Annotated in this window: 24 protein-coding genes; 6 read left to right on the plus strand and 18 right to left on the minus strand. The window is 68.3% G+C overall.

Annotated elements, in window-relative coordinates; translation table 11 throughout:
- Window positions 1–181: 181 nt before the first annotated feature.
- The 7 genes from ACTHL4_RS10490 to ACTHL4_RS10520 all read right to left on the minus strand — a co-directional run bounded on the left by ACTHL4_RS10490 (window position 182) and on the right by ACTHL4_RS10520 (window position 5,995).
- On the minus strand, window positions 182–1,291 hold the full coding sequence (locus tag ACTHL4_RS10490; protein ID WP_440282707.1) for a BMP family lipoprotein: 1,110 nt from the start codon (window positions 1,289–1,291) through the stop codon (window positions 182–184).
- Between the two features lie 201 nt (window positions 1,292–1,492).
- Window positions 1,493–2,701 (minus strand): amidohydrolase, encoded by a 1,209-nt coding sequence (locus ACTHL4_RS10495; RefSeq protein WP_440282708.1) that lies wholly within the window; start codon window positions 2,699–2,701, stop codon window positions 1,493–1,495.
- A complete protein-coding gene (locus ACTHL4_RS10500) occupies window positions 2,698–3,108 on the minus strand; it encodes a barstar family protein (RefSeq protein WP_440282709.1) in 411 nt (136 codons plus the stop codon). Before ACTHL4_RS10500 ends, ACTHL4_RS10495 begins: the two co-directional genes overlap by 4 nt.
- Complete coding sequence (locus ACTHL4_RS10505) at window positions 3,105–3,572, minus strand: ribonuclease domain-containing protein (protein ID WP_440282710.1); 468 nt, start codon at window positions 3,570–3,572, stop codon at window positions 3,105–3,107. The genes ACTHL4_RS10500 and ACTHL4_RS10505 overlap by 4 nt, the downstream gene beginning before the upstream one ends.
- 62 nt (window positions 3,573–3,634) lie before the next feature.
- Window positions 3,635–4,687 carry a quinone-dependent dihydroorotate dehydrogenase gene (locus tag ACTHL4_RS10510; protein ID WP_440282711.1) on the minus strand — a complete coding sequence of 351 codons (1,053 nt, stop codon included), beginning with the start codon at window positions 4,685–4,687 and terminating at the stop codon, window positions 3,635–3,637.
- Window positions 4,687–5,787, minus strand: coding sequence for a mannose-1-phosphate guanylyltransferase (locus ACTHL4_RS10515; RefSeq protein WP_440282712.1), 1,101 nt, complete (start codon window positions 5,785–5,787; stop codon window positions 4,687–4,689). Before ACTHL4_RS10515 ends, ACTHL4_RS10510 begins: the two co-directional genes overlap by 1 nt.
- 34 nt (window positions 5,788–5,821) lie before the next feature.
- The gene (locus ACTHL4_RS10520) at window positions 5,822–5,995 is read right to left on the minus strand and encodes a hypothetical protein (protein WP_440282713.1); all 174 of its coding nucleotides are present in this window, start codon (window positions 5,993–5,995) and stop codon (window positions 5,822–5,824) included.
- Window positions 5,996–6,089: 94 nt separating this feature from the next.
- On the opposite strand from ACTHL4_RS10520, the gene ACTHL4_RS10525 reads away from it, so the two are divergent.
- On the plus strand, window positions 6,090–8,864 hold the full coding sequence (locus tag ACTHL4_RS10525; protein ID WP_440282714.1) for a beta-N-acetylglucosaminidase domain-containing protein: 2,775 nt from the start codon (window positions 6,090–6,092) through the stop codon (window positions 8,862–8,864).
- Between the two features lie 322 nt (window positions 8,865–9,186).
- On the plus strand, window positions 9,187–10,131 hold the full coding sequence (locus ACTHL4_RS10530) for a hypothetical protein (protein ID WP_440282715.1): 945 nt from the start codon (window positions 9,187–9,189) through the stop codon (window positions 10,129–10,131).
- 356 nt (window positions 10,132–10,487) lie between these two features.
- Here the strand turns inward: ACTHL4_RS10530 and ACTHL4_RS10535 are convergent, their stop codons facing one another.
- From ACTHL4_RS10535 to trpS, 5 genes are read right to left on the minus strand one after another with little or no spacing between them, the layout of a single operon-like run.
- Complete coding sequence (locus ACTHL4_RS10535) at window positions 10,488–11,222, minus strand: succinate dehydrogenase/fumarate reductase iron-sulfur subunit (protein ID WP_440282716.1); 735 nt, start codon at window positions 11,220–11,222, stop codon at window positions 10,488–10,490.
- 1 nt (window position 11,223) lies between these two features.
- The gene (locus ACTHL4_RS10540; protein ID WP_440282717.1) at window positions 11,224–13,215 is read right to left on the minus strand and encodes a fumarate reductase/succinate dehydrogenase flavoprotein subunit; all 1,992 of its coding nucleotides are present in this window, start codon (window positions 13,213–13,215) and stop codon (window positions 11,224–11,226) included.
- A gap of 10 nt (window positions 13,216–13,225) precedes the next feature.
- Entirely contained in the window at window positions 13,226–13,954 is a 729-nt protein-coding gene (locus ACTHL4_RS10545; RefSeq protein WP_440282718.1) for a succinate dehydrogenase cytochrome b subunit, read from the minus strand.
- 49 nt (window positions 13,955–14,003) lie between these two features.
- Complete coding sequence (locus ACTHL4_RS10550) at window positions 14,004–14,519, minus strand: 2'-5' RNA ligase family protein (protein WP_440282719.1); 516 nt, start codon at window positions 14,517–14,519, stop codon at window positions 14,004–14,006.
- Window positions 14,519–15,568 (minus strand): tryptophan--tRNA ligase, encoded by a 1,050-nt coding sequence (gene trpS, locus ACTHL4_RS10555; protein ID WP_440282720.1) that lies wholly within the window; start codon window positions 15,566–15,568, stop codon window positions 14,519–14,521. Before trpS ends, ACTHL4_RS10550 begins: the two co-directional genes overlap by 1 nt.
- 161 nt (window positions 15,569–15,729) lie before the next feature.
- Here trpS and ACTHL4_RS10560 point away from each other — a divergent pair, with 161 nt between their 5' ends.
- The gene (locus tag ACTHL4_RS10560) at window positions 15,730–16,524 is read left to right on the plus strand and encodes a DeoR/GlpR family DNA-binding transcription regulator (RefSeq protein WP_440282721.1); all 795 of its coding nucleotides are present in this window, start codon (window positions 15,730–15,732) and stop codon (window positions 16,522–16,524) included.
- 14 nt (window positions 16,525–16,538) lie between these two features.
- Here the strand turns inward: ACTHL4_RS10560 and ACTHL4_RS10565 are convergent, their stop codons facing one another.
- A complete protein-coding gene (locus tag ACTHL4_RS10565; protein ID WP_440282722.1) occupies window positions 16,539–17,978 on the minus strand; it encodes a peptidoglycan DD-metalloendopeptidase family protein in 1,440 nt (479 codons plus the stop codon).
- Window positions 17,979–18,123: 145 nt separating this feature from the next.
- Between ACTHL4_RS10565 and ACTHL4_RS10570 the strand changes: the two genes are divergently transcribed.
- Window positions 18,124–19,611 (plus strand): S10 family peptidase, encoded by a 1,488-nt coding sequence (locus tag ACTHL4_RS10570; RefSeq protein WP_440282723.1) that lies wholly within the window; start codon window positions 18,124–18,126, stop codon window positions 19,609–19,611.
- Between the two features lie 89 nt (window positions 19,612–19,700).
- On the plus strand, window positions 19,701–20,645 hold the full coding sequence (locus ACTHL4_RS10575; protein ID WP_440282724.1) for a UDP-glucuronic acid decarboxylase family protein: 945 nt from the start codon (window positions 19,701–19,703) through the stop codon (window positions 20,643–20,645).
- A 27-nt stretch (window positions 20,646–20,672) separates the two neighbouring features.
- Here the strand turns inward: ACTHL4_RS10575 and ACTHL4_RS10580 are convergent, their stop codons facing one another.
- The 5 genes from ACTHL4_RS10580 to ACTHL4_RS10600 all read right to left on the minus strand — a co-directional run bounded on the left by ACTHL4_RS10580 (window position 20,673) and on the right by ACTHL4_RS10600 (window position 25,335).
- On the minus strand, window positions 20,673–21,473 hold the full coding sequence (locus ACTHL4_RS10580; protein ID WP_440282725.1) for an HAD-IIA family hydrolase: 801 nt from the start codon (window positions 21,471–21,473) through the stop codon (window positions 20,673–20,675).
- Between the two features lie 46 nt (window positions 21,474–21,519).
- Window positions 21,520–22,431: a LamG domain-containing protein gene (locus tag ACTHL4_RS10585; RefSeq protein ID WP_440282726.1), complete on the minus strand. Its 912-nt coding sequence runs from the start codon at window positions 22,429–22,431 to the stop codon at window positions 21,520–21,522.
- Entirely contained in the window at window positions 22,428–23,264 is an 837-nt protein-coding gene (locus ACTHL4_RS10590; protein ID WP_440282727.1) for a hypothetical protein, read from the minus strand. Before ACTHL4_RS10590 ends, ACTHL4_RS10585 begins: the two co-directional genes overlap by 4 nt.
- Window positions 23,246–23,878, minus strand: coding sequence for a hypothetical protein (locus ACTHL4_RS10595; RefSeq protein WP_440282728.1), 633 nt, complete (start codon window positions 23,876–23,878; stop codon window positions 23,246–23,248). Before ACTHL4_RS10595 ends, ACTHL4_RS10590 begins: the two co-directional genes overlap by 19 nt.
- Window positions 23,879–24,108: 230 nt before the next feature.
- Entirely contained in the window at window positions 24,109–25,335 is a 1,227-nt protein-coding gene (locus ACTHL4_RS10600) for an NADP-dependent isocitrate dehydrogenase (RefSeq protein ID WP_440282729.1), read from the minus strand.
- A 174-nt stretch (window positions 25,336–25,509) separates the two neighbouring features.
- Between ACTHL4_RS10600 and ACTHL4_RS10605 the strand changes: the two genes are divergently transcribed.
- Window positions 25,510–26,496 (plus strand): malate dehydrogenase, encoded by a 987-nt coding sequence (locus tag ACTHL4_RS10605; RefSeq protein WP_440282730.1) that lies wholly within the window; start codon window positions 25,510–25,512, stop codon window positions 26,494–26,496.
- Window positions 26,497–26,840 lie beyond the last annotated feature (344 nt).

Here is a 26,840-nt window from a genome sequence, read left to right on the forward strand (position 1 = left end):
GTCGTACACCCCTGTGGTGTTGGGTGTGGTGGGGGTACCCCACCTCGATGTGGTGTGCGCGCCCCTCGTGATGGTGCTGCGGGGGGCCAAGGGGGTTTTGTTGCGGGGGGGGGGGGGGTGGGGGGCCGCGCCCCCCCCCCACCCCGTTCCGCTGCTAACTCAGGTTGCTACAACCAGCCCATCACTTCGGCTGGCTGGGCGAGGTGATCGTGATCTTGCCGGAGACGATGTCGGCCTTGACCTGGTCGATCTCCTTCTTCAACTCGCTGGGCACCTTGGAGTCGAAGTTGTGGTACGGCGAGATGCCGACACCGTCGTTCTTCAGGGTGCCGACGTAGTTGCCGGTCGGGAAGGTGCCGTCGGCCGCCTTCTTCAGGTAGGCCTCCACACCACCGGCGAGGTTCTTGGTGGCGCTGGAGATGAAGTACTTGCAGTAGTTGGCGGCGCTCTCGCAGCCGTCGGTGTCGACCCAGATCAGGTTGAGCTTGCCGCCGGAGGCCTGCGCGGCAGCGCCGGCGCCCAGGCCCGACGCGCCCGCGACCGGGAAAACGATGTCGGCGCCCTGGCTGACCATCGCCTGGGTGATCGACTTGCCCTTGTTCTGGTCGGTGAACGAACCGGAGAAGGTGCCGCCCTTCTGGTTCTTCTCGTTCCAGCCGAGCACCTTGACGCTCTTGCCCTTGGCCTTGTTGTAGTACTGGACGCCCTCCCAGAAGCCGTCCATGTAGATGGTCACCGGCGGGATGGACAGGCCACCCCAGGTGCCGACCGTGCCCGACTTCGTCATACCGGCGGCGAGGTAACCGGCCAGGAAGCCTGCCTGGGCGGTGTTGTACTCGATGCCGTAGATGTTCGAGGCGTTCTGGTTGCCGTTGTCGATCTCCGCGAAGTGCACCTTCGGGAACTGCTGGGCGGCCTTCTTCAGCGCGTCACCCATGAGGCCACCGACGGCGATGACCGTGTCACAGCCGCCTTGGGCGTACTTGGTGAGGTTCGGGGTGTAGTCGCTGCCCGAGTTGGACGGGACGTACTTGACCGAGATGTTCGGGTTGGCCTTGGCCGCTGCCTGCATACCGGCCCAGGAGTTCTCGTTGAACGACTTGTCGTCCACACCGCCGGTGTCGAGCACCATGCACGCGCTGAGCTTCTTGCCGGTCGCCTTGCCGGTCGTGCCCCCCGTCGCACCGCCGGCCGCGCTGGTCGAGCTGTTGCTTGCCGGTTTGCTACCGCAGCCGGCCAACGCCATCGCTGCAACGGCCGTAACGGCCGCGATCTTCATCACCGAACGCACGGTGTCTCCTTTTCGTGATGCAACTTTCGACGGGCGAAAGTCTGGATGCCTGCTCCGCGGCTGCGGGTGCCTGAGGCGTATGACGGACCCCCCGGGGTCGACTCACTCGGCGAGTCGGGCAGGTCGGCAGCCTAGCGGGCCGGTGGTGACCGACACCACGTATCCACGTTCTGCGACCGAACTGTTATCTGCGGCAATCCCTCATGTGTCGCTCAGAGCTGCTAGGGCCAGTGTCCGGGCGCCGATGCCGATGGCCGACTCGTCGATGACCAGATCGCCCTGGTGCAGTTCGTAGGTCGCCCCGCCGGGGGTGCGGGTGCCCAGCCGGGCCAGCGCGCCGGGCGCCGCCTGGAGCAGCCAGGAGAAGTCCTCGCCACCCAGTGATTGCCGGGTCGGTACAACGCTGCGCTCCCCTTCCGCGCGCCGGACCGCGGCCGCGAGCGCCGCGACCGCGCCGGCGTCGTTGACCACCGGTGGGACTCCGCGGATGTGACGCACCTGGGCCGCGACCTGGTAGGGCGCCACGATGTCCTGGACGATCTGCTCGACCAGTCCGTCCACCCGCTTCCACTCGTCGGCGTCGAGCATCCGCAGGGTGCCCAGCAGGTGGCCGCTCGCCGGGATGACGTTCGCCGCGTTGCCGGCCTCGACCCGGCCCCAGACCAGCGCGACGCCGGACCTGGGGTCCAATCGTCGGCTCAGGACGGCAGGCACCTCGGTGAGCACCTTGCCGAGCGCGAAGGTCAGGTCGGCCGAAAGGTGCGGGCGGGAGGTGTGGCCACCCGGGCCGGTCAGGGTGATGTCGACAGCGTCGCAGGCGGCGGTGATCGGTCCGACGGTGAGGCCGACCGTGCCGGCGTCGATGCTGGGGTCGCAGTGCACGGCCAGGGCCCGATCGACACCGTTCATCGCTCCGAAGTCCAGCACGTCGTGCGCCCCACCGGGCATGACCTCCTCGGCGGGCTGGAAGATGCACCGCACCGCCAGCCCACGTCCGGCCAGCGTCGACTCGATCGTCTTCAGCGCCAGCGCGGCGCCGAGCACGACGGTGGTGTGCACGTCGTGGCCGCAGGCGTGGCACACGCCGTCGACGGTCGACCGGAAGGGCAGGCCGCTGCGCTCGGGCACCGGCAGCGCGTCCAGGTCGGCGCGCAGCGCGATCCGGCGTGCGGGGTGGTCGGCTCCGATGTCGGCGATCAGACCGGTGCCGGGCAGCGGCGTGATCGCGATGTCCGCGGCGGTGAGCGTGTCACGCAGGAAGGCCGTCGTGCGGATCTCGCGGTGGGCGATCTCCGGGTGAGCATGCAGATCGCGACGCCAGGTGGTCAGTTGCGGGAGCAGCCGCTCGATCTCGGCGAGGACCGCCGCGGCGGCATCGACGGCCGTACTCGAAGAGGCAAGTTCACTCACAAGTCGTTCATGGTACGTCGGGTGTTCTCGCGCCCGCCGACCAGCACCAGGAACGCGGGCAGCGTGTCGTGCGACCGGTCCGCCCGTTCGGCGAAGATCTCGGCGGCGATCTCCCGCACCGAGGCATCCAGTCCGCCGGCGCCGCGCCACAGCACGAGAGTGCCGGGCCGGTCGCGGACGTCGCTGAGGCTGTCGGCAAGGGCGTCCCAGTTGCCGCCGAACCAGTCCGGCAGCTGGAAGGCCTGGCGGCATACCTGCAGGAAGTGGGCCTTGTCCTGACCGGCCGATGTGTCGAGGTCGACGATGCGCCACCCCGCGCGCTCAGCCGCACGGCGCGCGCCGGCGAGGTCGTCGCTGGGGTGCAGGCCGGAGGCGCCGGCAGCGATGAGATCAGCCGGTTCGCTCATGGCACGATCCTCCGGAAGCTGTCGTAGTGGTCGGCGGTGTAGTAGAGCGTGCCGTCGCGCGCCTCGATGATCCGCCGAGCGCCGCGGTCGGCGGAGCCCGGTGTCCGGACGGTGTATTCGTGGTAGTAGCCGGCGGATTCGCGCGGCAGCAGCCGCTCACGGTTCTGGAAGACGGTCCCGTCCTGGTGATAAGGGAACGGGCCGCCCGCCTCGATCAGGCCCATCGTGGTGCGCGCCCCGGCGGGCAGGTCGGAGGCACGCACCGTCGGCAGTCCGTCGTCCGGGTGGTCCCTCCCGCCGGCACCGACACTGCTCGTGGCAGCCGGCGTGCCGGCCGGTGCGTGGCTGGTCCCGCCGGAGCTGGTGCCGCAGCCGGCCAGCACGCAGATCAGCGTGATGAGGATCAGCAGTGCGAAGACACCCGGGATGAACAGATCGCGAATCCGCCTGGCCCGGTGCAGCATCCGGCCAGGTTAGCGGCCGACGGGCTGCAGATCAGGCACCCGGACCGGGCGGACGGCTCCGGTCAGGGTGCGAGTGCGCGATTGAGTTCGGCCACCAGGGCGGGGCCGCGGTAGATGAACCCGCTGTAGATCTGCACCAGCGAGGCGCCGGCGTCGATCAGGGCGCGGCCGTCATCGGCGGTCATGACGCCGCCGACGCCAATGACCGGCAACTTCGATCGCTCGGCGATGCGCTGCACGACATACCGCGACCGGCGGGTCAGCGGCGCACCGCTCAGGCCGCCGGCCTCGTCCGCCAGCGGCAGGTCCACCTCGGCGATGCCGTCCCGCGACAGGGTGGTGTTGGTGGCGATGATGCCGCTGGCGTCCGCGCGTTGTGCCACCTCGAGCACGTCGTCGATCGCGCCGTCGGTGAGGTCCGGGGCGATCTTGACGAAGATCGGGGTCCGGGAGCGGGCAGCGGTCGCGGTGACGAGTTCGGCCAGCAGCTCCGCGAGCGGCTCCTTGTCCTGCAACGTCCGCAACCCGGGGGTGTTGGGGCTGGAGACGTTGACCGCGAAGTAGTCCGCGTGCTCGTCCAGCAGTGCGAGGCTGGTGAGGTAGTCGCCGATGGCGTCCTCCACCGGCGTCGCCTTGGTCTTGCCGATGCTCACCCCGATCGGTATGCCGCGGGGGCCCGCCGCCGCGAGGCGATCGGCCAGGGCTCGGGCACCATCGTTGTTGAAACCCATCCGGTTGATGATCGCGTCGCTGCCGCGCAGCCGGAACAACCGCGGCTGCGGGTTGCCCGGCTGCGCCTGCGCGGTCACCGTGCCGAGTTCGATGTGGCCGAATCCCAGGTGTTCCCAGACCTTGACGCCCAGCCCGTCCTTGTCGACGCCCGCGGCCAGGCCGACCCGGCCCGGGAACCGGACACCGGCGACCTCGACCGGTCCGGCCGGTCGCGGTAGGGCTGCTGCGAGGGATCGTACGGCGGCGGGGTGGTCGCCCAGTTGCGCCATCCGGCGAAGGGTGAGGTGGTGCGCGGTCTCGGCGTCTCCCCCGCCGACGCGGAAGAGCAATGGCCGCATCGCGGCGCGGTATCCGCCGTCGAGCGCCCAGCGCGGCAGCGCCATCAGGTGAGCTCGCCGCGGCCGGCGGCCTTCAGGCGCTGCACCACACTCTTGACGTCCTGTGCCCGTTCCCGGTTGGTGACCAGGAGCGCGTCCGGGGTGTCGACCACGATGATGTCCTTGACGCCGAGTGTCACCACGACACGGCCGGACCGGGGCGCGATGACCCCGGTCGTGTCCTCGGCGACAACGTCCTCGGCGCTGCCGAGCACCTTGACGCCGTCGACGGATCCGGTCAGCAGTGAGCCGAGCGAGTCGAAGTCGCCGACGTCGTCCCAGTCGAAGTGGCCGGGGATGACGGCGACCCGTCCGTCCGCGGCGGCGGGTTCGGCGAGCGCCTTGTCGATGGCGATCTCGGTCAGCCGCGGCCACAGCTCGGTCAGCCGCAACGGGTTGTCGGCGATGGCGCGCAGATCACCGGCGAGGCCGGGCTGGTAGTGGTCGAGCATGTCCAGCAGCTCGCTTGCCCGGAAGACGAACATACCGGCGTTCCAACGGTATTCGCCGCTTGCGAGGTAGGAGCGAGCGGTCTCGACGTCCGGCTTCTCCACGAAGGAGTCGACGCCGTGTGCGTTCGGCGCACCTTCCACATCGAGTGGTTTGCCGAGCTTGATGTAGCCGAATCCCGTGGCGGGGCTCTTGGGTTCGATGCCGATCGTCACCAGCCGGCCGGTGCGCGCGACGGCCACCGCCTCCCGCACGCTGGCCCGGAACGACTCGTCGTCGCGGATGACGTGGTCGGCCGCGAAGGAGCCGATGATCGCGTCGTGGTCGCGCTGCTCGAGGATCGCTGCGGCCAGTCCGATGGCCGGCATCGACTCCCTCGGCGACGGCTCGACGAGGAGGGCGTCGATGCCGAGTTCGGGCAGTTGCTGGCGCACTTCGGGCGCGTGCCGCAGGCCTGTCGCGATCAGCAGCCGATCCTCGGACAAGGGAGCGAGCCGGTCGACCGTGCCCTGCAGCAGCGACCAGCCGGAGCCGGTGAGGTCGTGCAGGAATTTCGGCGAACCCGAGCGCGACAGCGGCCACAGCCGGGTGCCCGAACCGCCGGCGGGGATGACGGTCCAGAACCCCTCGATGGGTCCGTTCTCCTCGGTCGACATGGCAACAAGCTAATGCACGATCTTCACCACCCGCTCACGGGTTCGGCAGGCCGTCATTCACCTGATCGACAACTGCGACGGGCACCGTGCGTGCCGTGCGCATTGCGATCGTCACCGACTCCTTCATCCCGACCTGGGGCGGCGTGACCACCAGCGTCTGCCAGTTGCTGACCGGGCGATGCGGCTTCCCGATCCGGTCGGTCCGCACGCCACCACCGTCGCCGGAAGTTCGCTAGCGTCGATCCGGTCGCAGTTGGTCTAGACCTCTCTGCTGGACCACGCCCTGAGGAAGGAACTTCACGGTGACCACACTCCCGCCCCGCCCGATCCCGCACCACCCACGACGTCATACCGCCTACCGCAAGACCGCCGTCCTCGGCACGGTCGCCGCGGTCGCCCTCGGCATGGCCGGCACCGCTGTCTCGCCGGCCCGAGCCGCCGGCGGACACCCGGCATCCACCACGGCTTCCACTCTTCCGAAGATCTTCCCGCAGCCCCAGCAGATGGAGGCGTCCGGCGCACCGGTCCCGCTCAGCGGCAAGGTGCTGATCGTCACCGGTGACAACGCCGACGCGCCCACCGTCGCCCTCGTCGAACAGATCGTGACCGCGGCCGGCGGCCATCCGATCGTGGCCAAGACGGCCTCCGGCGGTGGCAAGCGGGTCTATCTGGGCACCAGCGCCACCAATCCCGCGATCGACGACGCCATGGCTGCCATGGGCGTCCGGGACGCCGCCGACCTCGCGGCCGACGGCTACGTCCTGGCCAGCGGCCGGTATGACGGCAAGCCGACCGTCGTGCTCAACGGCGTCGACCAGCGCGGCACGTTCTACGCCGCGCAGACCCTCCGGCAGTTGGTGACCCACAAGCAGGTCCCCGGTGTGACGATCCGCGACTGGCCGCTGATGTCGATCCGCGGCGCCATCGAGGGGTTCTACGGCATCCCGTGGTCGCACCAGGCCCGGCTGGACCAGATGGCGTTCTACGGCAAGCACAAGATGAACACCTACATCTACACGCCCAAGGACGACCAGTTGCTGCGCGCCGAGTGGCGCACGCCGTACAGCGGCGCCGCCCTGGACCGGATGAAGGAACTGGTCAAGGCCGCGAACACCAACCACGTCGACTTCACCTTCGCCCTCTCGCCGGGCAACGACATCTGCTACTCCGGCCAGTCCGACTTCGACGCCACGATCAAGAAGTTCGACCAGTTGCGCGCCCTGGGCGTGCGCTCCTTCTACATCGCACTGGACGACATACCACTGAAGTTCCACTGCGACGCGGACAAGCAGAAGTACCCCGACAACGGCGACTGGCACTGGCTGGCCGACGCACAGGCCGACTACCTGAACCGGATCGAGAAGGAGTACATCGAGCCGAACCATCTCGAGCCGCTGCAGACCGTGCCGACCAACTACAACGGCTCCGGCCCGGACCCGTACAAGGGCGAGTTCGGCGCCCGGCTCAACGACGACGTCCGGGTGCAATGGACCGGTGAGGGCGTCTTCTCGGACACGATCACCGCCGCATCGGTGCAGCGGGCGAGTACGTCGTACAACACCGACCACCTCTACATCTGGGACAACTTCCCGGTGAACGACGGCAAGCGCGGCCGGCTCTTCCTGAACCCGCTGACCGGGCGGGCGCCCGACCTCTACAAGTACATCGACGGATTCACCTCCAACCCGATGATCGAGCCGTACGCCTCGATGCCGGCGTTGGCCAACTACGGGGACTACACCTGGAACGGGCCGAAGTACGACGCCGACGCCTCGATGTCGGCGGTGCTCGACGAACTCGCCGGACCCGATGCCGGCACCCGCGAGGCGCTGCGCACCTTCGCCGACCTCAACCAGGAATGGCCCTACCGGGCCGGCACCGAGCACGCGCCGGCGTTGACGAAGGACATCGACGCGTTCTGGGCGGCCCGGGCGGACGGCAGCACCAGCACTGCGCTGCAGCGACGGCTGGCGGCGATCACCGCCCTGCCCCGCACGCTCAGCGGTATGGCGCAACCCGGCTTCGCCAGTGACGCGCAGCCGTGGATCGATGCCGCGGCGCTGTGGGCCACGGCGTTGCAGCACGAGATCGCGATGCTGGATGCCGTCGATGCCGGTGACGGCGCGAAGGCGACGCGGGAATACTTCGCCGCCCAGCGGGCGATCGCCGACGCCAAGAAGCCGACCGTGCCGGACCAGGGCGCGAACGGCACGACACAGCCCGACCAGATCGTCCCCTCCGTCGGCGACGGCGCGTTCGAGGCGTTCACCGCGAAGGCGAACCAGGCGTTCGTCGACTGGCTGGGCGCCGAACCGCTCGACATGAAGCGGTATGCGAGCACGCCGAGCACGTCGATGGGCACGTACTCCAGCTACGCCATCGGCCGGATGACCGACGATGACCCGTCGACCTACTACTGGTCCAACGCCGCGCCCTCGGTCGGCAGCAATGTCCGGGTCGACCTCGGCTCGGTGCAGCAGGTCGGCAACGTCGTGGTGCGCCAGTCCGACAGTGACACCCAGACGGGAGACATGATCTACCACGCCGCGCTCGACTACTCGACCGACGGCGAGCACTGGACGACCGCCGGCGAGTTCGACACCAAACCGGTGGTTCGCTACAGCTTCGACACCCCCGTGCAGGCACGGTACGTGCGACTGCGGGCGACCGCACTGAACCCGGGCGGCAAGTGGGTCAAGATCCGCGACTTCGCGGTGTCCGCGACGACCCCCGTCTCCGCCAACCTGCCGGCCACCGACGGCAGCAGCGCGACGGAGGCGTTCGACGCCGACCTGACCACGGCCTACCGGGCGGCGACGCAACCAGTGGACGGGTCCTACATCGGCCGCGCGTATGCCGATCCGGTGTCATTGCAGTCGGTTTCGGTCGTTGCGTCAGCCGGCGCCGGTGAGCTGCAGGTGCAGCACGACGGCACCTGGTCGACCGTCGGCTCGCTGGCGGTGGGCGCGTCATACGCGCACGGTGACGTGGACCCGTCCTGGCAGGTGACGGGTGTGCGGATGCTGTTCAGCCCGGGCTCCGACGCGCCGGTGATCCAGGAGCTGGTGGCGCGGTAGGCGGCCACTCGGCGGGGCGTGCCGGGGGTTCCGGGGGGCCGGGGATGCCGGGGACCGGCGAGGACTGGCGTACCAAAGTCTCCCCAGGGCAGCGTTCAGCACACCCCCAGCCGCCCCGCCGTACCAAAGTCTCCCCAGGGCAGCGTTCAGCACACCCCCGGCCGCCCCGCCGTACCAAAGTCTCCCCAGGGCAGCGTTCAGCACACCCCCGGCCGCCCCGCCGTACCAAAGTCTCCCCAGGGCAGCGATCGGCACATTGCACTCTCGCCGACCCTGTGGACAACGCTCAGCATCGTCGGCGCGCAACGGCCATCCTGGAACGATGCCCGAACAGTTCGATCCACGCCTTCCGTTCCGCCGCGCGGCCGGCCTGCGCCACGGCATCGGCCGACGAGCGTTGCAGAGCAACGGATTCCGCCAGTTGTATCGAGGATGCTACGTCTCCGCGAACGTCATCCCGAACTTGGTGATGCGGGCGACTGCTGCCCTCGAGATGGTGCCCGGCGCTTACGGCCTGAGCCACCACAGCGCCACGACCTGGTACGGCGCAACGGCGCCCGACACACCCGACATACATCTCGCGGTTCCACATCGATTGCGGTGCGACCTTCCAGGTATCCGCATCCACCGCTATCGCACGCCACCACTGCTGTGGACCCGTCGCGGGATCAAGGTCACCGCCCCGGTCCAGACCTTCGTCGACATGGCCGCCACGTCGGACCTGGTCGACCTGGTCGTGCTCGGCGACTCCCTCGTGCGGAGAACTTCGGTGACACCGTCCGAGCTCAGGGCGTTCGCTCGGGAATCACGGGCGAGTGGCATCGGACGGGCACGGCGGGCCGGCTCACTGGTCCGTGCGCACGTCGACTCCGCGCAGGAGACGCGCTCGCGCCTGCTGATCGTGTTGTCCGGTATGCCGGAGCCGGCCGTCGACCTGCGCTTCCATTCGGACGACGGCAACCTGCTCCGACGCATCGACATGGGATACGAGGACGTCAAACTGGCCGTCGAGTATGACGGCCGACAGCACATCGACCGGCAAGCACACTGGGGCAACGACATCGGACGACGCGAGTACTTCGAGGGCCTCGGGTGGCGTTTCATCATTTTGATCTCGCCCGATATCTGGACCACACCCGGGCAGACCGTCGAACGAGTCCACGGCGCTCTCCTCGACCGCGGTGTCGCAGTGCCGTTGCTGCGGGATGACTGGCGGTTGCACTTTCCTGGTGGAGGCAGCGGCTACTCCGGAGCGCTGCCCGCCTGAGCCGGCCGGAACCCTGCCCTGGGGACACTTCGGTACACCCCAGCCCGCAGACCCGTACCCTTCCCTGCCCTGGGGAGACTTCGGTACGCCCGGACCACGCACACCCGTACCCTTCCCTCCCCTGGGGAGACTTCGGTACGCCCCAGCCCGCAGACCCGTACCCTTCCCTCCCCTGGGGAGACTTCGGTACACCCCGGCCCCGCAGACCCGTACCCTTCCCTCCTCTGGGGAGACTTCGGTACGCCCGGCCCCGCACACGCGAAAGGCCGGCACCGGGCAAACCCGGCACCGGCCCTTCTCCGTTGTATGACGACGCCGCCGCCAGCGGCAGCGGACGAAGCCACCTGCGGCTGCGGTCAGCTCTTGGCCTTCAGGAAGTCGCGGTTGAGCTGGCTGATGACGTCCAGCGGGATCTCCTTGGGGCAGGCGGCCGAGCACTCACCGAGGTTCTGGCAACCGCCGAAGTCCTCCGCATCGTGCTGGTTGACCATCTTGACGACGCGGGCGTCGCGTTCGGCCTGGCCCTGCGGCAGCTCACCCAGGTGGGTGATCTTGGCGCCCAGGAAGAGCATGCCGGAGGCGTTCGGGCACGCCGCGACGCAGGCGCCGCAGCTGATGCAGGTGGCGGCGTCGAAGGCGCGGTCCGCCTTGTGCTTCTGCACCTGCAGGTTGTTGGCCTCGACCGCGGCGCCGGTGTTGACCGAGATGTAGCCGCCGGCCTGGATCACCCGGTCGAACGCCGACCGGTCCACGATCAGGTCACGCACCAGCGGGAACGCCTGAGCGCGCCACGGCTCGATGGTGATCGTGTCACCGTCGGTGAAGGAGCGCATGTGCAACTGGCAGGTCGTGGTGACCTCCGGCCCGTGCGCCTCACCGTTGATCATCAGCGAGCACATGCCGCAGATGCCCTCACGGCAGTCGGAGTCGAATGCCACCGGCTCCTCGCCCTGGGCGGTGAGTTGTTCGTTGAGTACGTCGAGCATCTCCAGGAACGACATGTCCTCGGAGATGTCGCTGACCGGGTAGGTCACCAGCTCGCCCTGTGCGTCGGGCCCGGCCTGGCGCCAGATCTTCAATGTCAGGTTCATGTTACTTGTAGCTCCGCTGCTTCAGCTGGATGAAGTTGTAGGTGAGGTCTTCCTTGTGCAGCACGGGCGGCTCCAGGCTGCCCTCGCTGCCACCGGTGAACTCCCAGGCCGCGACATACGCGAACTTCTCGTCGTCACGCAGCGCCTCGCCGTCCTCGGTCTGCGACTCGGAACGGAAATGGCAACCGCACGACTCGGTCCGATGCAGGGCGTCGATGCACATCAGCTCCGCCAGCTCGAAGAAGTCGGCCACCCGGCCGGCCTTCTCCAGGGACTGGTTGAGGGTCGCCGCCGAACCGGGCACCTTGACGTTGCGCCAGAACTCCTCGCGCAGCGAGCGGATCTGCTCGATCGCCTTGCGCAGGCCGGCGTCGTTGCGTTCCATGCCGCAGTATTCCCACACGATCTGCCCGAGCTCCTTGTGGAAGGAGTCGACCGTGCGCTCACCGTCGATGGACAGCAGCTTCTCGATCCGGTCCTCGACGGACTTGCGTGCCTCCAGCACCTCGGGGGCGTCCTCGGCGACCGGCTCGAACGGACCCTGCGCCAGGTAGTCACGGATGGTGTTGGGCAGCACGAAGTAACCGTCGGACAGGCACTGCATCAGCGAGGACGCACCCAGCCGGTTCGCGCCGTGATCAGAGAAGTTGGCCTCCCCCGCGGCGAACAGGCCCGGGATCGTGGTCTCCAGGTTGTAGTCGACCCAGAGGCCACCCATCGTGTAGTGCACCGCCGGGTAGATGCGCATCGGCACCTTGTAGGGGTCCTCGCCGGTGATCCGCTGGTACATGTCGAAGAGGTTGCCGTACTTGGCCTTGACCGCATCGACACCCATCCGCTCGATCGCCGAGGCGAAGTCGAGGTAGACACCGCGGCGGAAATCGCCGACCTTCGGGCCGACACCGCGGCCTTCGTCGCACACGACCTTGGCCTGGCGGCTACCGATGTCGCGCGGCACCAGGTTGCCGAACGCGGGGTACTTGCGCTCCAGGTAGTAGTCGCGGTCCTCTTCGGGTATGTCGCGCGGGTCCTTCTCGCAGTCCTCGCGACGCTTGGGCACCCAGATGCGGCCGTCGTTGCGCAACGACTCGCTCATCAGCGTCAGCTTGGACTGGTAGTCGCCGGACACCGGGATGCAGGTCGGGTGGATCTGCGTGTAACAGGGGTTGGCGAAGTAGGCGCCCTTGCGGTGCGCCCGCCAGCTCGCGGTGACGTTGCAGCCCATGGCGTTGGTGGACAGGAAGAAGACGTTGCCGTAGCCGCCGCTGGCCAGCACCACGACGTCGGCCAGATGCGTCTCGATCTCGCCGGTGACCATGTCACGCGCGATGATGCCGCGTGCCTTGCCATCGACGATGATGACCTCGAGCATCTCGTGGCGGGTGAACTGCTCCACCGTGCCGGCCGCAACCTGCCGCTCCATCGCCTGGTAGGCGCCGATCAGCAGCTGCTGACCCGTCTGCCCGCGGGCGTAGAAGGTGCGGGCCACCTGCACACCACCGAAGGACCGGTTGTCCAGCAGGCCGCCGTAGTCACGCGCGAAGGGCACACCCTGGGCGACACACTGGTCGATGATGTTGGCGCTGACCTCGGCCAACCGGTAGGAGTTGGACTCGCGCGAGCGGTAATCCCCGCCCTTCACCGTGTCGTAGAACAGGCGGTAGACCGAGTCGCCGTCGTCGTTGTAGTTCTTGGCGGCGTTGATGCCGCCCTGGGCGGCCACCGAGTGCGCCCGGCGCGGGCTGTCCTGGTAGCAGAACGACTTCACGTGGTAGCCGGCCTCGCCGAGGGTGGCGGCGGCCGCACCCCCGGCCAGACCGGTGCCGACGATGATCACCGACAGCTTGCGCCGGTTGGTCGGGTTGACCAGCTTGTTGTCGAACTTCGCTTGGGTCCACATCTGGTCGATGGGCACCTTCGGCGCCCGAGTGTCCTCGATGTTCTCGCCGAGCGAGTAGAGGTTGTCGACCAGTTCGGAGATGGGTTCAGGCATCTGGCAGTCCTTACTTGATTCCGCCGAAGGCGATGGCGAGCGGCGGGATGACGAAGCCGACGGCGACGATCAGAGCCACCACGACGGCGACGACGTTGGCGATCGTGCGGGCGCGGACCGTCGAGGTGAACCCGAGGGTCTGCGCGGCGCTCCAGATGCCGTGCCGCAGGTGCATGCCGAGGGCGATCATCGCCAGCACGTAGATGAGGGTCACCCACCACACGTTGAACGCGTGCACGGTCAGCTCGTAGGGATCGTGGGTGATGGCCGTCGTGTTGCCGCCGCTACCGACGTTGAACTTGACGATCGTGAACTGCAGCAGGTGCCAGATCACGAAGAGCAGCAGGAAGGTGCCGCCCCAGCGCATCCACCTGCTCGAGAACGACCGCGCGATCGACTTCTTCACGGCGTAGCGCTGCGGACGGGCGGCCCGGGCACGACCCCACAGCACGTAGGCCGCGTAGGCGTGCAGCACGACGCTGATCCCGAGGATGACTTCCATGACGGTGAGGAAGCCGTGTCGCGGCAGCATCGGCTCGCCGATGGTGCGCAGGTGCTCGGAGTAGGTGTTGAAGGCCGTGTGGCCGTCGAAGAGCTTGTAGAGATTGCCGTACATGTGGGCAATCACGAAGAGCATGAAAATGATGCCGGTCACAGCCATCAGCGTTTTCAGGAAGATCGAGCTTCCCTGTTTGCCGGTGCGGACTCGAGGCGGCTTGGAGACGGTTGAGGTTGCCACGGGCTTCAGGTTACGCCGCAAAGTACCTTGACATCGAAATAAGGTTCACCTAAGCGCTCACCAGTGGCCAGGTGGCCACCGAGCGCCATACCTGATCGGCTCCGTGCTCGTAGAGATCGAAGCCGGCCACCTCGAAACTGCGCTCGTATGACGACAACTCGGCGAACGCGTCGTCGAGGGCGGCCTCCGGGACGCCGTGGGCGATGGTGACGTGCGGATGGTAGGGAAACGCCAGGTCGCGCTCGACCGGACCCGACCGGACAGCGCGCTCCAACTGCTCGCAACTGGCGATGCCCTCGGCGACCGCGACGAACACCACCGGCGAGATGGGCCGGAAGGTGCCCGTCCCGCGCAACGTCATCCGGAACGGCGTCACGGTGTCGGCGACCGCTGCGAGGTGGTCACGCAGCGCCCCCTCCGCGTCCGGCTCCACCGGGGTCGGCGGCATCAACGTCACATGCGGTGGCACCGCCTCGGCCAGCGGATCACCGGCCTGCACCCTGGCCTTCTGCAATTCGTCCGCGAACGGCTGCGGGATCGGGATCGAGACGCCGATCGTCTTCATCAGCGGGAGGCCGCCGACGGGATGAAGCCGACTGCGGCATAGGCACGTTCGAGGACGACCGACGCGACCGACCGCGCACGTTCGGCACCCCGGGCGAGGATCCGGTCCAGCTCGGCCGGGTCGGCCAGCAGTTCCTCGACGCGGGCCTTGAAGGGCGCCTGCACGTCGGCGACCAGTGCTGCCACATCGGTCTTGAGCGCCCCGTACTTGTTGGCACCGGCGTAGCGCTCGACCAGCGCCTCGATCGAGTCGTTGGACAGCGCGGAGTGGATGCGCAACAGGTTGGCGATGCCGGGCTTGGCCTCGACGTCGTAGCGCACCTCGTTGTCGGTGTCGGTGACGGCCGACTTGATCTTCTTGGTGTTGGCCTTGACCTCGTCGAGCATCATCAGGTTGCCGTTCTGGTTGGCGGCCGACTTGCTCATCTTCGCGGTCGGCTCCTGCAGCGACATGATCTTCGCCGTGCCCTCGGGGATGTGGCCGCCCGGCACCACGAACGTGTCGCCGTAACGGGCGTTGAAACGCTGAGCGAGGTCGCGGGTGAGTTCGAGGTGCTGCCGCTGGTCCTCGCCCACGGGGACGGAGGTGGCGTCATACAGCAGGATGTCCGCCGCCATCAGCATCGGGTAGGTGAAGAGACCGACGTTGGTGCCCTCGGTGCCGCGCCTGGCCGACTTGTCCTTGAACTGCGTCATCCGTGCCGCCTCGCCATATCCGGTGATGCAGTTGAGGATCCAGGCCAGCTGCGAGTGCTCGGGCACGTGCGACTGCACGAAGACCGTCGAGACCTCGGGATCGATGCCACCGGCCAGGTACTGCGCCGCGGTCACTCGGGTGCGCATGTGCAGATCCGCGGGGTCCGGGTTGACCGTCAGTGCGTGTTGATCGACGACGCAGAAGAAGGCGTCGAACTCGCTCTGCATGCGCACCCAGTTGACCTGCGCGCCGAGGTAGTTGCCCAGGTGCAGCGAGTCGTGCGTCGGCTGCATGCCGGACAGGATGCGCGGGGTGGGGACGCTGGGCCGGCTGGTGGGCGAGGTCTCGCTCATGGAAGGTACGCGCTCTCTTTCGTGGCACTCGAACCGGATCGGCGGCCAGTGTCTCACCCACGACCCGACCCGGTGACGGTCGGCCACCGTCGACCGCGTGGACCTCCGGTGTTCGATCGTGTGCGGATATGATCGAACGGCGGAACCGAAGGGAGGTCGCGATGCTCGCCCGGCAACGGCAGGAACTCATCGCGCGCGCCGTCGAGGAACACGGCGGGATCCGGGTGTCCGAGCTCGTCACCGAGCTCAACGTCAGTGACATGACCATCCGCCGTGACATCGAGACGCTCGCCCGGCGGGGCGTGGTGCGCAAGGTGCACGGCGGCGCCACCCGCGCCGACCGCAGCGCCGACGAACCAGGCTTCACCGCCAAGTCCGAGATGCACCAGGGCGCCAAGACCGAGATCGCGCGCACCACCGCGGGTCTCATCTCACCGGGCTCGTCGGTCGCCGTCTCGGCCGGCACCACCGCGTATGCCGTCGCGCAAGCGCTCCGGGAGGTGGCCAGGCTGACCGTGGTGACCAACTCGCCACGCGTTGCCGATCTGCTCTTCGACCCGCAGGAGAAGGACCGTCTGGTCGTGCTCACCGGCGGTGTCCGCACTCCCTCGGACGCACTGGTCGGACCGGTGGCCAACGAGATGCTGCGGACGGTGCACGTCGACACCCTGATCCTGGGCGTGCACGGCATCGACCTCGACGCAGGGTTGACGACGCCCAATCTGCAAGAAGCGCAGACCAATCGCGCACTGATCCATGCCGCCAAACGTGTCGTCGTCGTCGCCGACCACAGCAAGTGGGGCATCGTCGGGCTGTCCACGATCGCGACGCTGGACGCAGTCGACACCCTGGTCACCGACGCCCAGCTCGACGAGGACGCCCGGCGCGCGATCGGACGGCACCAGGTCAACCTGGTGGTCGCCGCACGGGACGACAGCTCGGTGCAGGGCAGCTGAGCCGACGGCCGGCCTCAGTCGGTGCCGGCTGCACCGGCCGTCGACGCCTCGACCCGCCATATCTCGAAGATGTGCTTGCTGCGTTGCGCTCCGGCATAGCTCAACCGGGCCACCTGCAGCCGCGGGTTGCGTGCGGCGATCCCTCGCTGCTGCCCGGGGTCGGTCACCAACATCACGAAACCGATCCGGTCCGGGCCGAGGTAGCTGTCCTCGAAGATCAGGTCGCCGGGCCGCTCCTGCCCGGGGGTGATGCGGGTGCCGTGCCCGGAGGCCAGCCAGCTGCGCTGCTGCTGCGCGGTGCGCGGCATCCGGACACCTGCCTGAGCGTATGCCGCCTGCACGAACGACGAACTGTCCCAGGCGTCCGGACCGTCCGCGCCGAAACGGAACCGGTGTCCGACCTTGCTCTGCGCCCAGCGCACCGCACCGGCCGCTTGCGCCGTGCCGGCCGGCTGCGGAACCCCGGTGCAGGCGATGCCGCCCGAGCCGGCGGCGTACGCAGCGGCGTAGAAGAGCACGTCGTTGACGTACCACTCGGCGTGGTTGTAGCTGAACAACGCCCGGCGAACGCCGGCGTCGCCCGCGGTGGCGCCCCAGGCGTGCAGGGCGTGCGCCGCGGAGAAGACGCTGTCGGCGTCGTTGCGGATGTCGGCCTTGCCGTCGCCGTTCCCGTCGACGCCGTAGCGCGCGAATGTGCTCGGCAGGAACTGCATGACACCTCGCGCGCCCGCCGACGAGGTGTGGTTGTTGCGCCCTTGCGCCGTCTCCTCCATCCCGACGCCGGCCAGCAGCTGCCACGGAACGGCATACTGCCGACTCGCCCTCAGATAGAGGTTCATCAGGTCGGCCGGCACTGACAGCGCGCCCTGTTTCATGCTGTGTCGTCGCGGCGAACCCGCAACCGGCAGAGCGGCATTCGTCTTCAACACCGGAGCCGGCGATGCGCCGCTGAGCGGCGCGCCGTGCTCGGCCATGAAGCGGACCGGATCAATCGGCGCACCGTTGCGGTGGACCTCGAAATGCAGGTGCGGCCCGGTGCTGGCGCCGGTGGATCCCTCCTCGCCGAGCACCTGTCCGGCCGCGACCTTGCTCCCGGGCGTGATGCCCGCGGCGATGCGGGCCAGGTGACCGTACCGGGTCTGCACGCCGTCGGCGTGCTGCACCGTCACCTCGTTGCCGAGTCCGCCGAAGGGTCCGGCGCGCACCACGGTGCCGTCGTCCGCAGCGACGACCGGGCCCGGCCCGGGCAGCATCGCCAGGTCCACGCCGGCGTGCAGCCGGCGGTCGTGCGAGATCGGGTTGACGCGGTTGCCGAAGGTCGAGGTGATCACGTAGCGCTGGGCGACCGGCGGCCGCCACCCGGCCGAACCCACCACGCAACTGGGTGCCGATCCCCCCGAGCCGCCGGTCGCGGTGGCCGGTGCCATCGGCAGTGCGACCACCAGAGCTGCCACCGGAAGCGCCGCGAAGCTCCGCAGCCATGACCGTCGACCGACCGAACCAGCGCGCATACCTGCCTCGTCTCTCCCCGCTCCCCGATGATAGGGGCGATTCGGAGCCAGCGGCCAGTTGTTGTGGTGGCGGGCTAGCATCGGCCCGGTGAACGACCAGCCCACCTCCGCACCCTCTGCCGAGGGCGTCGACGCCGCCGCTCCGCCGGCCGATGTGCTCGTCCGCCGATCGCACACGTTGCAGACCGCCTCCGGCGAGCTGTCCTATACCAGCGAATCCGGCACCGTCGTGTTGCACCGCGACGACCTCGCCGACGGTGTATGGCGTGGGCGCAAGCCCGTGGCGGAGGTCGCGATCACGGCATACACACTCGACGACGCGGCGGCGACCGGACGTCCCGTGACCTTCGCGTTCAACGGCGGCCCGGGCAGTTCCAGCCTGTGGCTGCATCTCGGCCTGCTCGGCCCGCGCCGGGTGGAGATGGGCGACGCCGGCGAGCTGCTGCCCCCGCCCTACGGATTGGTGGACAATCCCGAAACCCTCCTGGCCACAACGGATCTGGTCTTCATCGATCCGGTGTCGACGGGGCTGTCCCGGGTCGTGTCCGGCGAGCAGCCGAAGGACTTCCACGGATTCACGGCCGACATCGAGTCGGTGGCGGAGATCATCCGCTCCTGGGTCACCCGCAACCACCGATGGCTGTCGCCGAAGTTCATCGCCGGCGAGTCGTACGGCACCACCCGCGCGGCCGGGCTGGCGCAGCACCTGCAGGAAAAGCTCGGGATGTACCTCAACGGGCTGATCCTGATCAGCAGTGTGCTCGACTTCGGCACCGCCAATTTCGAGCACGGCAACGACCGCGCGCACGCGCTCTATCTGCCGTTCTACGCCGCGACCGCGCACTTCCACGGCAAGCACGGCGACCGGCCGCTGCGCGAGGTGCTCGGCGAGGCCGAGGACTACGCCGCGCGTGCCTACCCGTGGGTGCTCTCCCGAGGCAACCGGCTCACCGACGCCGAGCGGGCGGCTGCCGTCTCCCGCATCGCCGGGCTCACCGGACTGACCGAGGACTACGTCGACCGGGCGGACCTGCGGATCGAGCACTGGCGCTTCTTCGGCGAACTACTGCGTGACCGTGGTCTGACGGTCGGCCGCATCGATGCCCGCTTCACCGGCCCCGCGGCCAGCCGGATCGCCGAGTCGATGGACGCCGACCCGTCGATGGACGCCATCACCGGCCCCTACGCGGCCGCCTTCCAGCACTACCTCGGTGTCGAGCTCGGTGTGCGCAGCGACCAGGTCTTCCGGGTGATCAGCGAGGACGTCGGCCGTGACTGGAGTTTCAAGGAGTTCGAGAACTCCGCCGTCTACGTCGTCGACCGGTTGGCTCGGGCGATGCGCCAGAACCCGCATCTCGCAGTGCATTTCGCCTACGGCTACTACGACGGTGCGACACCGTACTTCTGCGCGATGGACGACGTGGCCCGGCTCGCGCCCGAACTGCTGCCCCGCCTGGAGCATCATTTCTACGAATCCGGGCACATGACCTATGTGCACCAGCCGACCAGGGTGCAGCAGAGTGCTGACCTGGCCGACTTCGTGACACGGCACAGCGGGCGCAGCGCGTCGCGCTGAGCCGCGGCACGTGCGCTTGCCCAGGATCAAGTCCATGGTTCGACGAGTCGGCTGCTCCGGCAGCCACAGCAGAGGAAGGTGAACGTGTCGTGGCCGATCGACGGGTTCTGGTCACCGGCGGTGCCGGTTTCATCGGGTCGCACCTGGTGGAGCGCTTGCTCGACCGCGGCGACGAGGTGCTGGTGGCCGACAACTTCTACTCCGGCATGCGCTCCAACGTGCACCACCTGCTCGCCAACCCGGCGTTCGAGCTGATCCGGCACGACGTCACCTTCCCCCTGTATGTCGAGGTGGACGAGATCTTCCACCTCGCTTGTCCGGCGAGTCCCGTGTACTACCAGCGAGATCCGGTGCAGACGACCAAGACGAGCGTGCACGGCTCGATCAACATGCTCGGCCTGGCCAAACGCACCGGAGCCAAGATCCTGTTGACCTCCACCTCCGAGGTGTATGGCGACCCGGACATCCACCCGCAACGGGAGGACTACTGGGGCAACGTCAACCCGATCGGTGTCCGGTCCTGTTACGACGAGGGCAAACGCTGCGCCGAGACACTCTTCTTCGACTACCGCCGTCAGCACGAGCTACCGATCAAGGTGGCCCGTCTCTTCAACACCTACGGGCCCCGGATGCGTCCGGACGACGGGCGGGTGGTGTCCAACTTCATCATGCTGGCCCTGAGCGGCGACCCGATCACGATTTACGGCGACGGGCTGCAGACCCGGTCGTTCTGCTACGTCGACGACCTGGTGGGCGGGTTGCTCACGCTGATGGACTCCGACCCCTCGTTCACCGGGCCGGTCAACCTCGGCAACACCGGCGAGTTCACCATGCTGCAGCTCGCCGAGCTGGTCATCGAGTTGACCGGAAGCAGTTCGCCGATCGTGTACGAGCCGCTGCCCGAGGACGACCCGACGCGGCGCCGCCCCGACATCTCCCTGGCCAAGGATGCCCTCGGCTGGGAGCCGGTCACCCCCCTGGCGGAGGGCTTGGCCCGCACCGTCGAGCACTTCCGGGCCGCCGTCGACCGCTGAGCGACGGCATACGCAGGCAGTCCGGGTTCACTCGGCCGGCGCGAACTCCTCGACCAGCGGCACGACATCGGCGATCGACTCCACGACCCGCGTCGGGACGAAGGGATGCCGGGCGACCTGTTGGCGCGTCGTCGACCCGGTGAGCACCAGGATGGTGCGCAGCCCTGCCTCCAGGCCGCTCACCACGTCGGTGTCCATCCGGTCGCCGATCATGACCGTCGTCTCCGAGTGCGCCTCGATCCGGTTGAGCGCGCTGCGCATCATCAACGGGTTGGGCTTGCCGACGTAATAGGGTTCGACACCGGTGGCGCGCGTGATGAGCGCGGCGATCGCGCCGGTCGCCGGCAGCAGTCCGTCGGTCGAGGGACCGCTGGGGTCGGGATTGGTCGCGATGAACCGGGCGCCGCCCGCGACCAGCCGGATGGCCCGGGTGATCGCCTCGAACGAATAGGTGCGGGTCTCCCCCAGCACGACGTAGTCCGGTTCGCGCGAGGTCATGATGTAGCCGATGTCGTGCAGTGCAGTGGTCAGCCCGGCCTCGCCCACGACGTATGCCGAGCCGTTCGGCCGCTGGTCGTCCAGGAACTGCGCGGTCGCCAGCGCCGACGTCCAGATCGCGCTCTCCGGTATGTCGATGCCGCTCGCGTGCAGCCGGGCGCGCCGGTCCCGGGGCGTGTAGATCGAGTTGTTGGTGAGGACGAGGAACCGCAGGCCCAGGCCCTGCAACCGGCCGAGGAACTCGGCCGCACCCGGTATGGCGCGCTCCTCGTGCACGAGAACGCCGTCCATGTCGGTGAGCCAGCTGCGGACCTCTCGCTTCTCGGTCATGCCGTCAGTATTGCCGGTCCGCGGCCCGCGTCGGGGACGCGGCGGCTCAGAACGGCAGGCCGGCCCGGTAATGCGCCTGCACCTGGGCAGCGGTCAGTGCCTTGGTGTAGAGCGCGGCGTACTGCAATCCGCCGTCCAGGTAGGTGGCGTTGGTGCCGGTCGGCGCGTTCGTCCAGCCGGTGAAGCTGTCATTGCCGAGCCGCCAGTAGGCCCGCGCGATGGTTTCGCTCGGGCCGGTGCCCGAGGCGACGAGGACGCCGTCGACATACAACTGCTTCGCTCCGGCGTTGTAGACGGCCACCACGTGATGCCACGCCCCATCGGCGTAGCTGGTGCCGGCCGGCGACAAGAGCTCCTGGTTGGTGCTGTTCTGATAGGTCGCGAAATCGAGGCGGCCGGTGGCGGTGAAGAAGACCTGCAGGCCCTTCTGGGACGAGCCGTTCGCCGTCGTGCCGTTGTCGCCGAAGCCCATCAGCTGACCCTTGGCCACGGATGTCCGCATCCAGATCTCCTGGGTGAGCACCGACCCGGCGGCGATGCTCGTCGTCCCGGCGGTGCTGACCCAGCGCGCGAGGATCCCGGACAGGGCCGGCGTGGTCGTGTAGTAGGTCTGGGCGTCACGTCGGCATCCCCCGCCCGAGGCGAACCCGCTGCCGAGCGCGCTGCCGACGAAGGTGGCGTCGGTGCCGCTGCCCGCGCTGCCCTGGTTGGTGCCACCGCCGGTGCTGGCCAATGAGTACATCCGGATCGGCGAGTCGGCCAGCTCTGTTGCCTGACACGTCCACAGCGCGCTGCGAATACTGTTGGCACCGTTGGTGATCGAGCCGGTGAACGCCGACATGGATTGTCCCCCACCGAGTGTCAGCAGCGTGGTCAGAGCGGCTGCGAACAGCAGCGCCACGGCGCGCAGCACCACCGCACGGCGGGCACACCGAACAGGGCCGAGTCGTGGCGTCATACGACCACGCCTTCGATCGTCCGGTGTCTGCGTCCCAGCCACAAGGCAGCCAGAGCCGGTGCGGCACAACAAGATACGACCGCGACGAGCCACCACCCGGTCAGATGCGGCGACGCCTGCAGCGGCAGCCGCGCGTAGGCATCCAGCTCACCGCCGGTCACAGTGCCCAGCTCGCCGGCGACCAGGTGCACCTGGTCGCCACCGGCCGCCTGGACCGAGATCGGCAACAGTCCGGTGGAGACGACATCGGCCTCGGTGGCGCCGTGGGTATGGCGAGCCGACGCCACCTGCACGCCGACCAGCGGCCGCTGCACCAGGATCACACCGGCGACCAGCAACGACGCGCCGAACACCCGGACCGCGGTGCGGATGGGCATCCGGATCCGGCGCGTGATCAGCCAGCCGAGCGCCCCGAGACCGAGCAGCCAGGGCATCGCGCGCACCACGAAGCCCATCGCCCACCAGCGTGCGACCACCTTGCCGACCAGTTGGTCACCGGCCGTGCGGTAGGGATCGACGGTGCCGTTGTCGTCGCCCTGGGTCCGGACGACGCCGTCCTGCACCTGCACGACTCGATGGGTGTATGTCGCCCCCGTCGGGCTGTGGAACGACACGACGTCGCCGGGATGCAACCGGTCCGGCGTGGTCGGCCGAGTGAGCACCAGCGTGCCCACCGGTGCCGCCTCGCCCATGGACGCGGTCTCGATGGTCAGCCACCGACCGCCGGTGCCGCGCCATACACCGGCGGCGACGAGCAGGGCGGCGAGCAGGACCGCGACGGCGATCCAGGCCGCACGCCGCCAGGCGAGGTGTCTCAGGACGACATTGCCCACGTCATGGGCTGGGAGGCGGTCAGTCCTTGGTAGCCGTTGCCGAGGTTGGCAGGCATCGACACCACGAACGTGTAGGCCTGCGACGCCTTCGGCGCCAGCGCGGTCAACGTCTGCGGCGTGGTGGTGAACGTGTCCAGCGACCCGGTGTAGATGGGTGTGCCGGTGGCGGTCGCCGCGGCATACACGTTGAGGTTGACCTTGGAACAGAAGTCGGTCGCCGCGGGCACGCCCTGCGGCGCACCGCTCTGGGTGCAGTTGCCGGGAGTCAGCGTGAAGGTCTTGGGCGTGACGGAACCCTGGTTGGTGAGTTTGACCGTCGTCGTGGTCGAGCCGCCCGGAGCCAGCGACTGTCCGCCGTACTTGTTGATCGTGGAGCAGGTCGAGGCGTTGGTCGTGTTGCCGTCGGTGCTCAGGCAGGTCACCGATCCGTCGGAGTTCTGCTCCTGCAGCACCAGCGAGCCGGTGGTCGTGGTGTTGACGGTGTTCTGGATGGACGCCGCGAAGGCCGACAGGGTGCCGGTGGTGGTCAACGCGAGGGCGGTGGTGCCGAGCACGCCGGCGACGACGACGCTGGGCGCGACGGGCAGCTTGGACAGGCGAGAACGAAGGGACATCACGACTCCTTTGGCGGAATGTCGGTTGAGCAGGACTGCACGGGTCGCCCGGCGCCCCGGTGGCCCGGACGAGCTGTGCCTCGACGGACTCACCACCTCCTCCCACCTCCTTTATTGCAAAGATTCAGCTTCCTTGCAAAAAGTCGTGGTTGTGACATAGGTCACACTTCGGGCATACGCCAACGGGCGCCACGGAAAACCGTGACGCCCGTTGCGGTGCGGTGCAGAGGTCAGGCCGCGTTGCCCATGGCCTGCTGCAGGTTCTCGTCGATCGCGGCGAGGAACTCCTCGGTGGTCAGGTAGCTCTGCTCCGGGCCGATGAGCAGCGCGAGGTCCTTGGTCATCTGGCCACCCTCGACGGTCTCGACGCACACGCGCTCCAGCGTCTCGGCGAACCGGGTGACCTCAGGCGTGCCGTCCAGCTTGCCCCGGTGCGCGATGCCGCGGGTCCACGCGAAGATCGACGCAATCGGGTTGGTCGAGGTCGCCTTGCCCTGCTGGTGCTGCCGGTAGTGGCGGGTGACGGTGCCGTGCGCGGCCTCCGCCTCGACGGTCTTGCCGTCCGGGGTCATCAGCACCGACGTCATCAGGCCGAGCGAGCCGAATCCCTGTGCGACGGTGTCGGACTGGACGTCGCCGTCATAGTTCTTGCAGGCCCAGAGGTAGCCGCCCTCCCACTTCAGCGACGCAGCGACCATGTCGTCGATCAGCCGGTGCTCGTAGGTGATGCCGGCGGCGTCGAACTGCTCCTTGAACTCCTCCTCGAAGATGCGGGCGAAGATGTCCTTGAACTGGCCGTCATACGCCTTGAGGATGGTGTTCTTGGTCGACAGGTAGCACGGGACGTTGCGCTGCAGGGCGTAGTTGAGCGACGCGCGGGCGAAGTCCTCGATGGATTTGTTGTAGTTGTACATCCCCATCGCGACGCCGCCGTCCTCGCCGTACTCGGCGACCTCGTGGACCTCGGGCTCACCGCCGTCGGCGGGGGTGTAGGTGATGGTCACCGTGCCGGCGCCGGGCACCTTGAAGTTCTGCGCCTTGTACTGGTCGGCGTGCGCGTGACGGCCGATGATGATCGGCTTGGTCCAGCCGGGCACCAGCCGCGGGACGTTGGAGATGATGATCGGCTCACGGAAGATGACGCCGCCGAGGATGTTGCGGATCGTGCCGTTGGGGCTCTTCCACATCTCCTTCAGGCCGAACTCCTCGACGCGGGCCTCGTCCGGGGTGATCGTCGCGCACTTGACGCCGACGCCGAACTCCTTGATCGCGTTGGCCGCGTCGACGGTGATCTGGTCATCGGTGGCGTCGCGGCTCTCGATGCCGAGGTCGTAGTACTTCAGGTCGACGTCGAGGTAGGGGTGGATCAGCCGGTCCTTGATGAACTGCCAGATGATGCGCGTCATCTCGTCACCGTCGAGTTCGACGATCGGGTTCGTGACCTTGATCTCCTCCATGCCTGCTTCTGGCTCCTTGCTGGGTGTTGCCGGCTGATGTGGACCGGGTGGTCGTGGCTCTGTCGCGCCATACCAGGCTAGCCGGGTGGCGACAAGACCTCGGTGCCAGGCCTTGCCGATGCGCTGCTAGCGTCATACGGGAAAGACCACTTTCTCGTCCATCAGGGAGTTCTCGTGAGCGCAACGCCTGTCAAGGTCGCCGTCACCGGCGCCGCCGGCAACATCGGTTACAGCCTGCTTTTCCGCATCGCCGCCGGGGACCTCTTCGGCCCGGACACCCCGGTCGAGCTCCGCCTGCTGGAGATCACCCCGGCCCTGAAGGCCCTCGAGGGCGTCGTGATGGAGCTTGACGACAGCGCCTTCCCGCTGCTGGCCGGCGTCGAGATCGGCGACGACGCCAAGAAGGTCTTCGACGGCGTCAACCACGCTCTGCTGGTCGGTGCGAAGCCGCGCGGCCCGGGCATGGAGCGCGGCGACCTGCTCAAGGACAACGGCGGCATCTTCGGCCCGCAGGGCAAGGCCCTCAACGAGGTCGCGGCCGACGACATCAAGGTGACCGTGACCGGCAACCCGGCCAACACCAACGCGCTGATCGCGATGAGCAACGCTCCCGACATCCCGAACGAGCGGTTCACCGCACTGACCCGCCTGGACCACAACCGTGCGCTGGCCCAGCTGGCCGCCAAGCTCGGTGTGCGGACCACGGACATCAGCCAGATGTCGATCTGGGGCAACCACTCCGCGACGCAGTACCCCGACCTGTTCCACGCGCAGGTCGGCGGCAAGTCCGCGGCCGAGGCGATCAACGACCAGGACTGGATCGCGAACACCTACATCCCCACCGTCGCCAAGCGCGGCGCCGCTATCATCGACGCCCGCGGTGCCTCGTCCGCAGCCTCCGCTGCGTCGGCGACCATCGACCACGCCCGCGACTGGGAGCACGGCACCGACGGTGCCTGGGTGTCGATGTCGGTCCCGTCCGACGGCTCCTACGACGTGCCCGAGGGCATCATCAGCTCGTTCCCGGTGACCGTGGCCGACGGCAAGTGGTCGATCGTGCAGGGTCTGGAGATCGATGACTTCTCCCGCGGCAAGATCGACGCCTCCGTCAAGGAACTCCTCGGCGAGCGCGACACCGTCAAGGATCTCGGCCTCATCTGAGGTCCCATCCCCTCGTGCAACGGGCGCCGGTCGACATGACCGGCGCCCGTTGCGTGTGCCGCCGGACTGCCCTCGGCCGGCCGTCCTGGTCGACCGACCGTCGGCAACGGGCGACCGTTGCCGGTTATGCACGCATTCGGGCGCAAACCTCTTCCCAACCAGCGACCGTTGCCGGTTATGCACGCATTCGCGGCGCAAACCCCGGTCAAGTCCCTGGTAGTGGTGTAGCGGTTCGCGTTCTCCTTGTTGAGGTTTCAGGCGGTGAGTTCGGGTAGTTGATCGGCTCCGATCTCGGGTTCGGTGGTAGTGATGACGGTGATGCGGCATCGGGCGAGGACGTCGAG

This window comes from Flexivirga sp. (assembly GCF_051955415.1).
Taxonomy (GTDB): domain Bacteria; phylum Actinomycetota; class Actinomycetes; order Actinomycetales; family Dermatophilaceae; genus Flexivirga.

What these genes read in the sequence shown, in the direction of transcription:
- ACTHL4_RS10500 (WP_440282709.1), bottom strand. Translation starts at nt 3,108, where the DNA reads ATGAGCGAACCGGCTGATCTCATCGCTGCCGGCGCCTCCGGCCTGCAC.
- ACTHL4_RS10505 (WP_440282710.1), bottom strand. Translation starts at nt 3,572, where the DNA reads ATGCTGCACCGGGCCAGGCGGATTCGCGATCTGTTCATCCCGGGTGTC.
- ACTHL4_RS10510 (WP_440282711.1), bottom strand. Translation starts at nt 4,687, where the DNA reads ATGGCGCTGCCGCGCTGGGCGCTCGACGGCGGATACCGCGCCGCGATG.
- ACTHL4_RS10515 (WP_440282712.1), bottom strand. Translation starts at nt 5,787, where the DNA reads ATGTCGACCGAGGAGAACGGACCCATCGAGGGGTTCTGGACCGTCATC.
- ACTHL4_RS10530 (WP_440282715.1), top strand. Translation starts at nt 9,187, where the DNA reads ATGCCCGAACAGTTCGATCCACGCCTTCCGTTCCGCCGCGCGGCCGGC.
- ACTHL4_RS10535 (WP_440282716.1), bottom strand. Translation starts at nt 11,222, where the DNA reads ATGAACCTGACATTGAAGATCTGGCGCCAGGCCGGGCCCGACGCACAG.
- ACTHL4_RS10540 (WP_440282717.1), bottom strand. Translation starts at nt 13,215, where the DNA reads ATGCCTGAACCCATCTCCGAACTGGTCGACAACCTCTACTCGCTCGGC.
- ACTHL4_RS10550 (WP_440282719.1), bottom strand. Translation starts at nt 14,519, where the DNA reads ATGAAGACGATCGGCGTCTCGATCCCGATCCCGCAGCCGTTCGCGGAC.
- trpS (WP_440282720.1), bottom strand. Translation starts at nt 15,568, where the DNA reads ATGAGCGAGACCTCGCCCACCAGCCGGCCCAGCGTCCCCACCCCGCGC.
- ACTHL4_RS10560 (WP_440282721.1), top strand. Translation starts at nt 15,730, where the DNA reads ATGCTCGCCCGGCAACGGCAGGAACTCATCGCGCGCGCCGTCGAGGAA.
- ACTHL4_RS10580 (WP_440282725.1), bottom strand. Translation starts at nt 21,473, where the DNA reads ATGACCGAGAAGCGAGAGGTCCGCAGCTGGCTCACCGACATGGACGGC.
- ACTHL4_RS10585 (WP_440282726.1), bottom strand. Translation starts at nt 22,431, where the DNA reads ATGACGCCACGACTCGGCCCTGTTCGGTGTGCCCGCCGTGCGGTGGTG.
- ACTHL4_RS10595 (WP_440282728.1), bottom strand. Translation starts at nt 23,878, where the DNA reads ATGTCCCTTCGTTCTCGCCTGTCCAAGCTGCCCGTCGCGCCCAGCGTC.
- ACTHL4_RS10600 (WP_440282729.1), bottom strand. Translation starts at nt 25,335, where the DNA reads ATGGAGGAGATCAAGGTCACGAACCCGATCGTCGAACTCGACGGTGAC.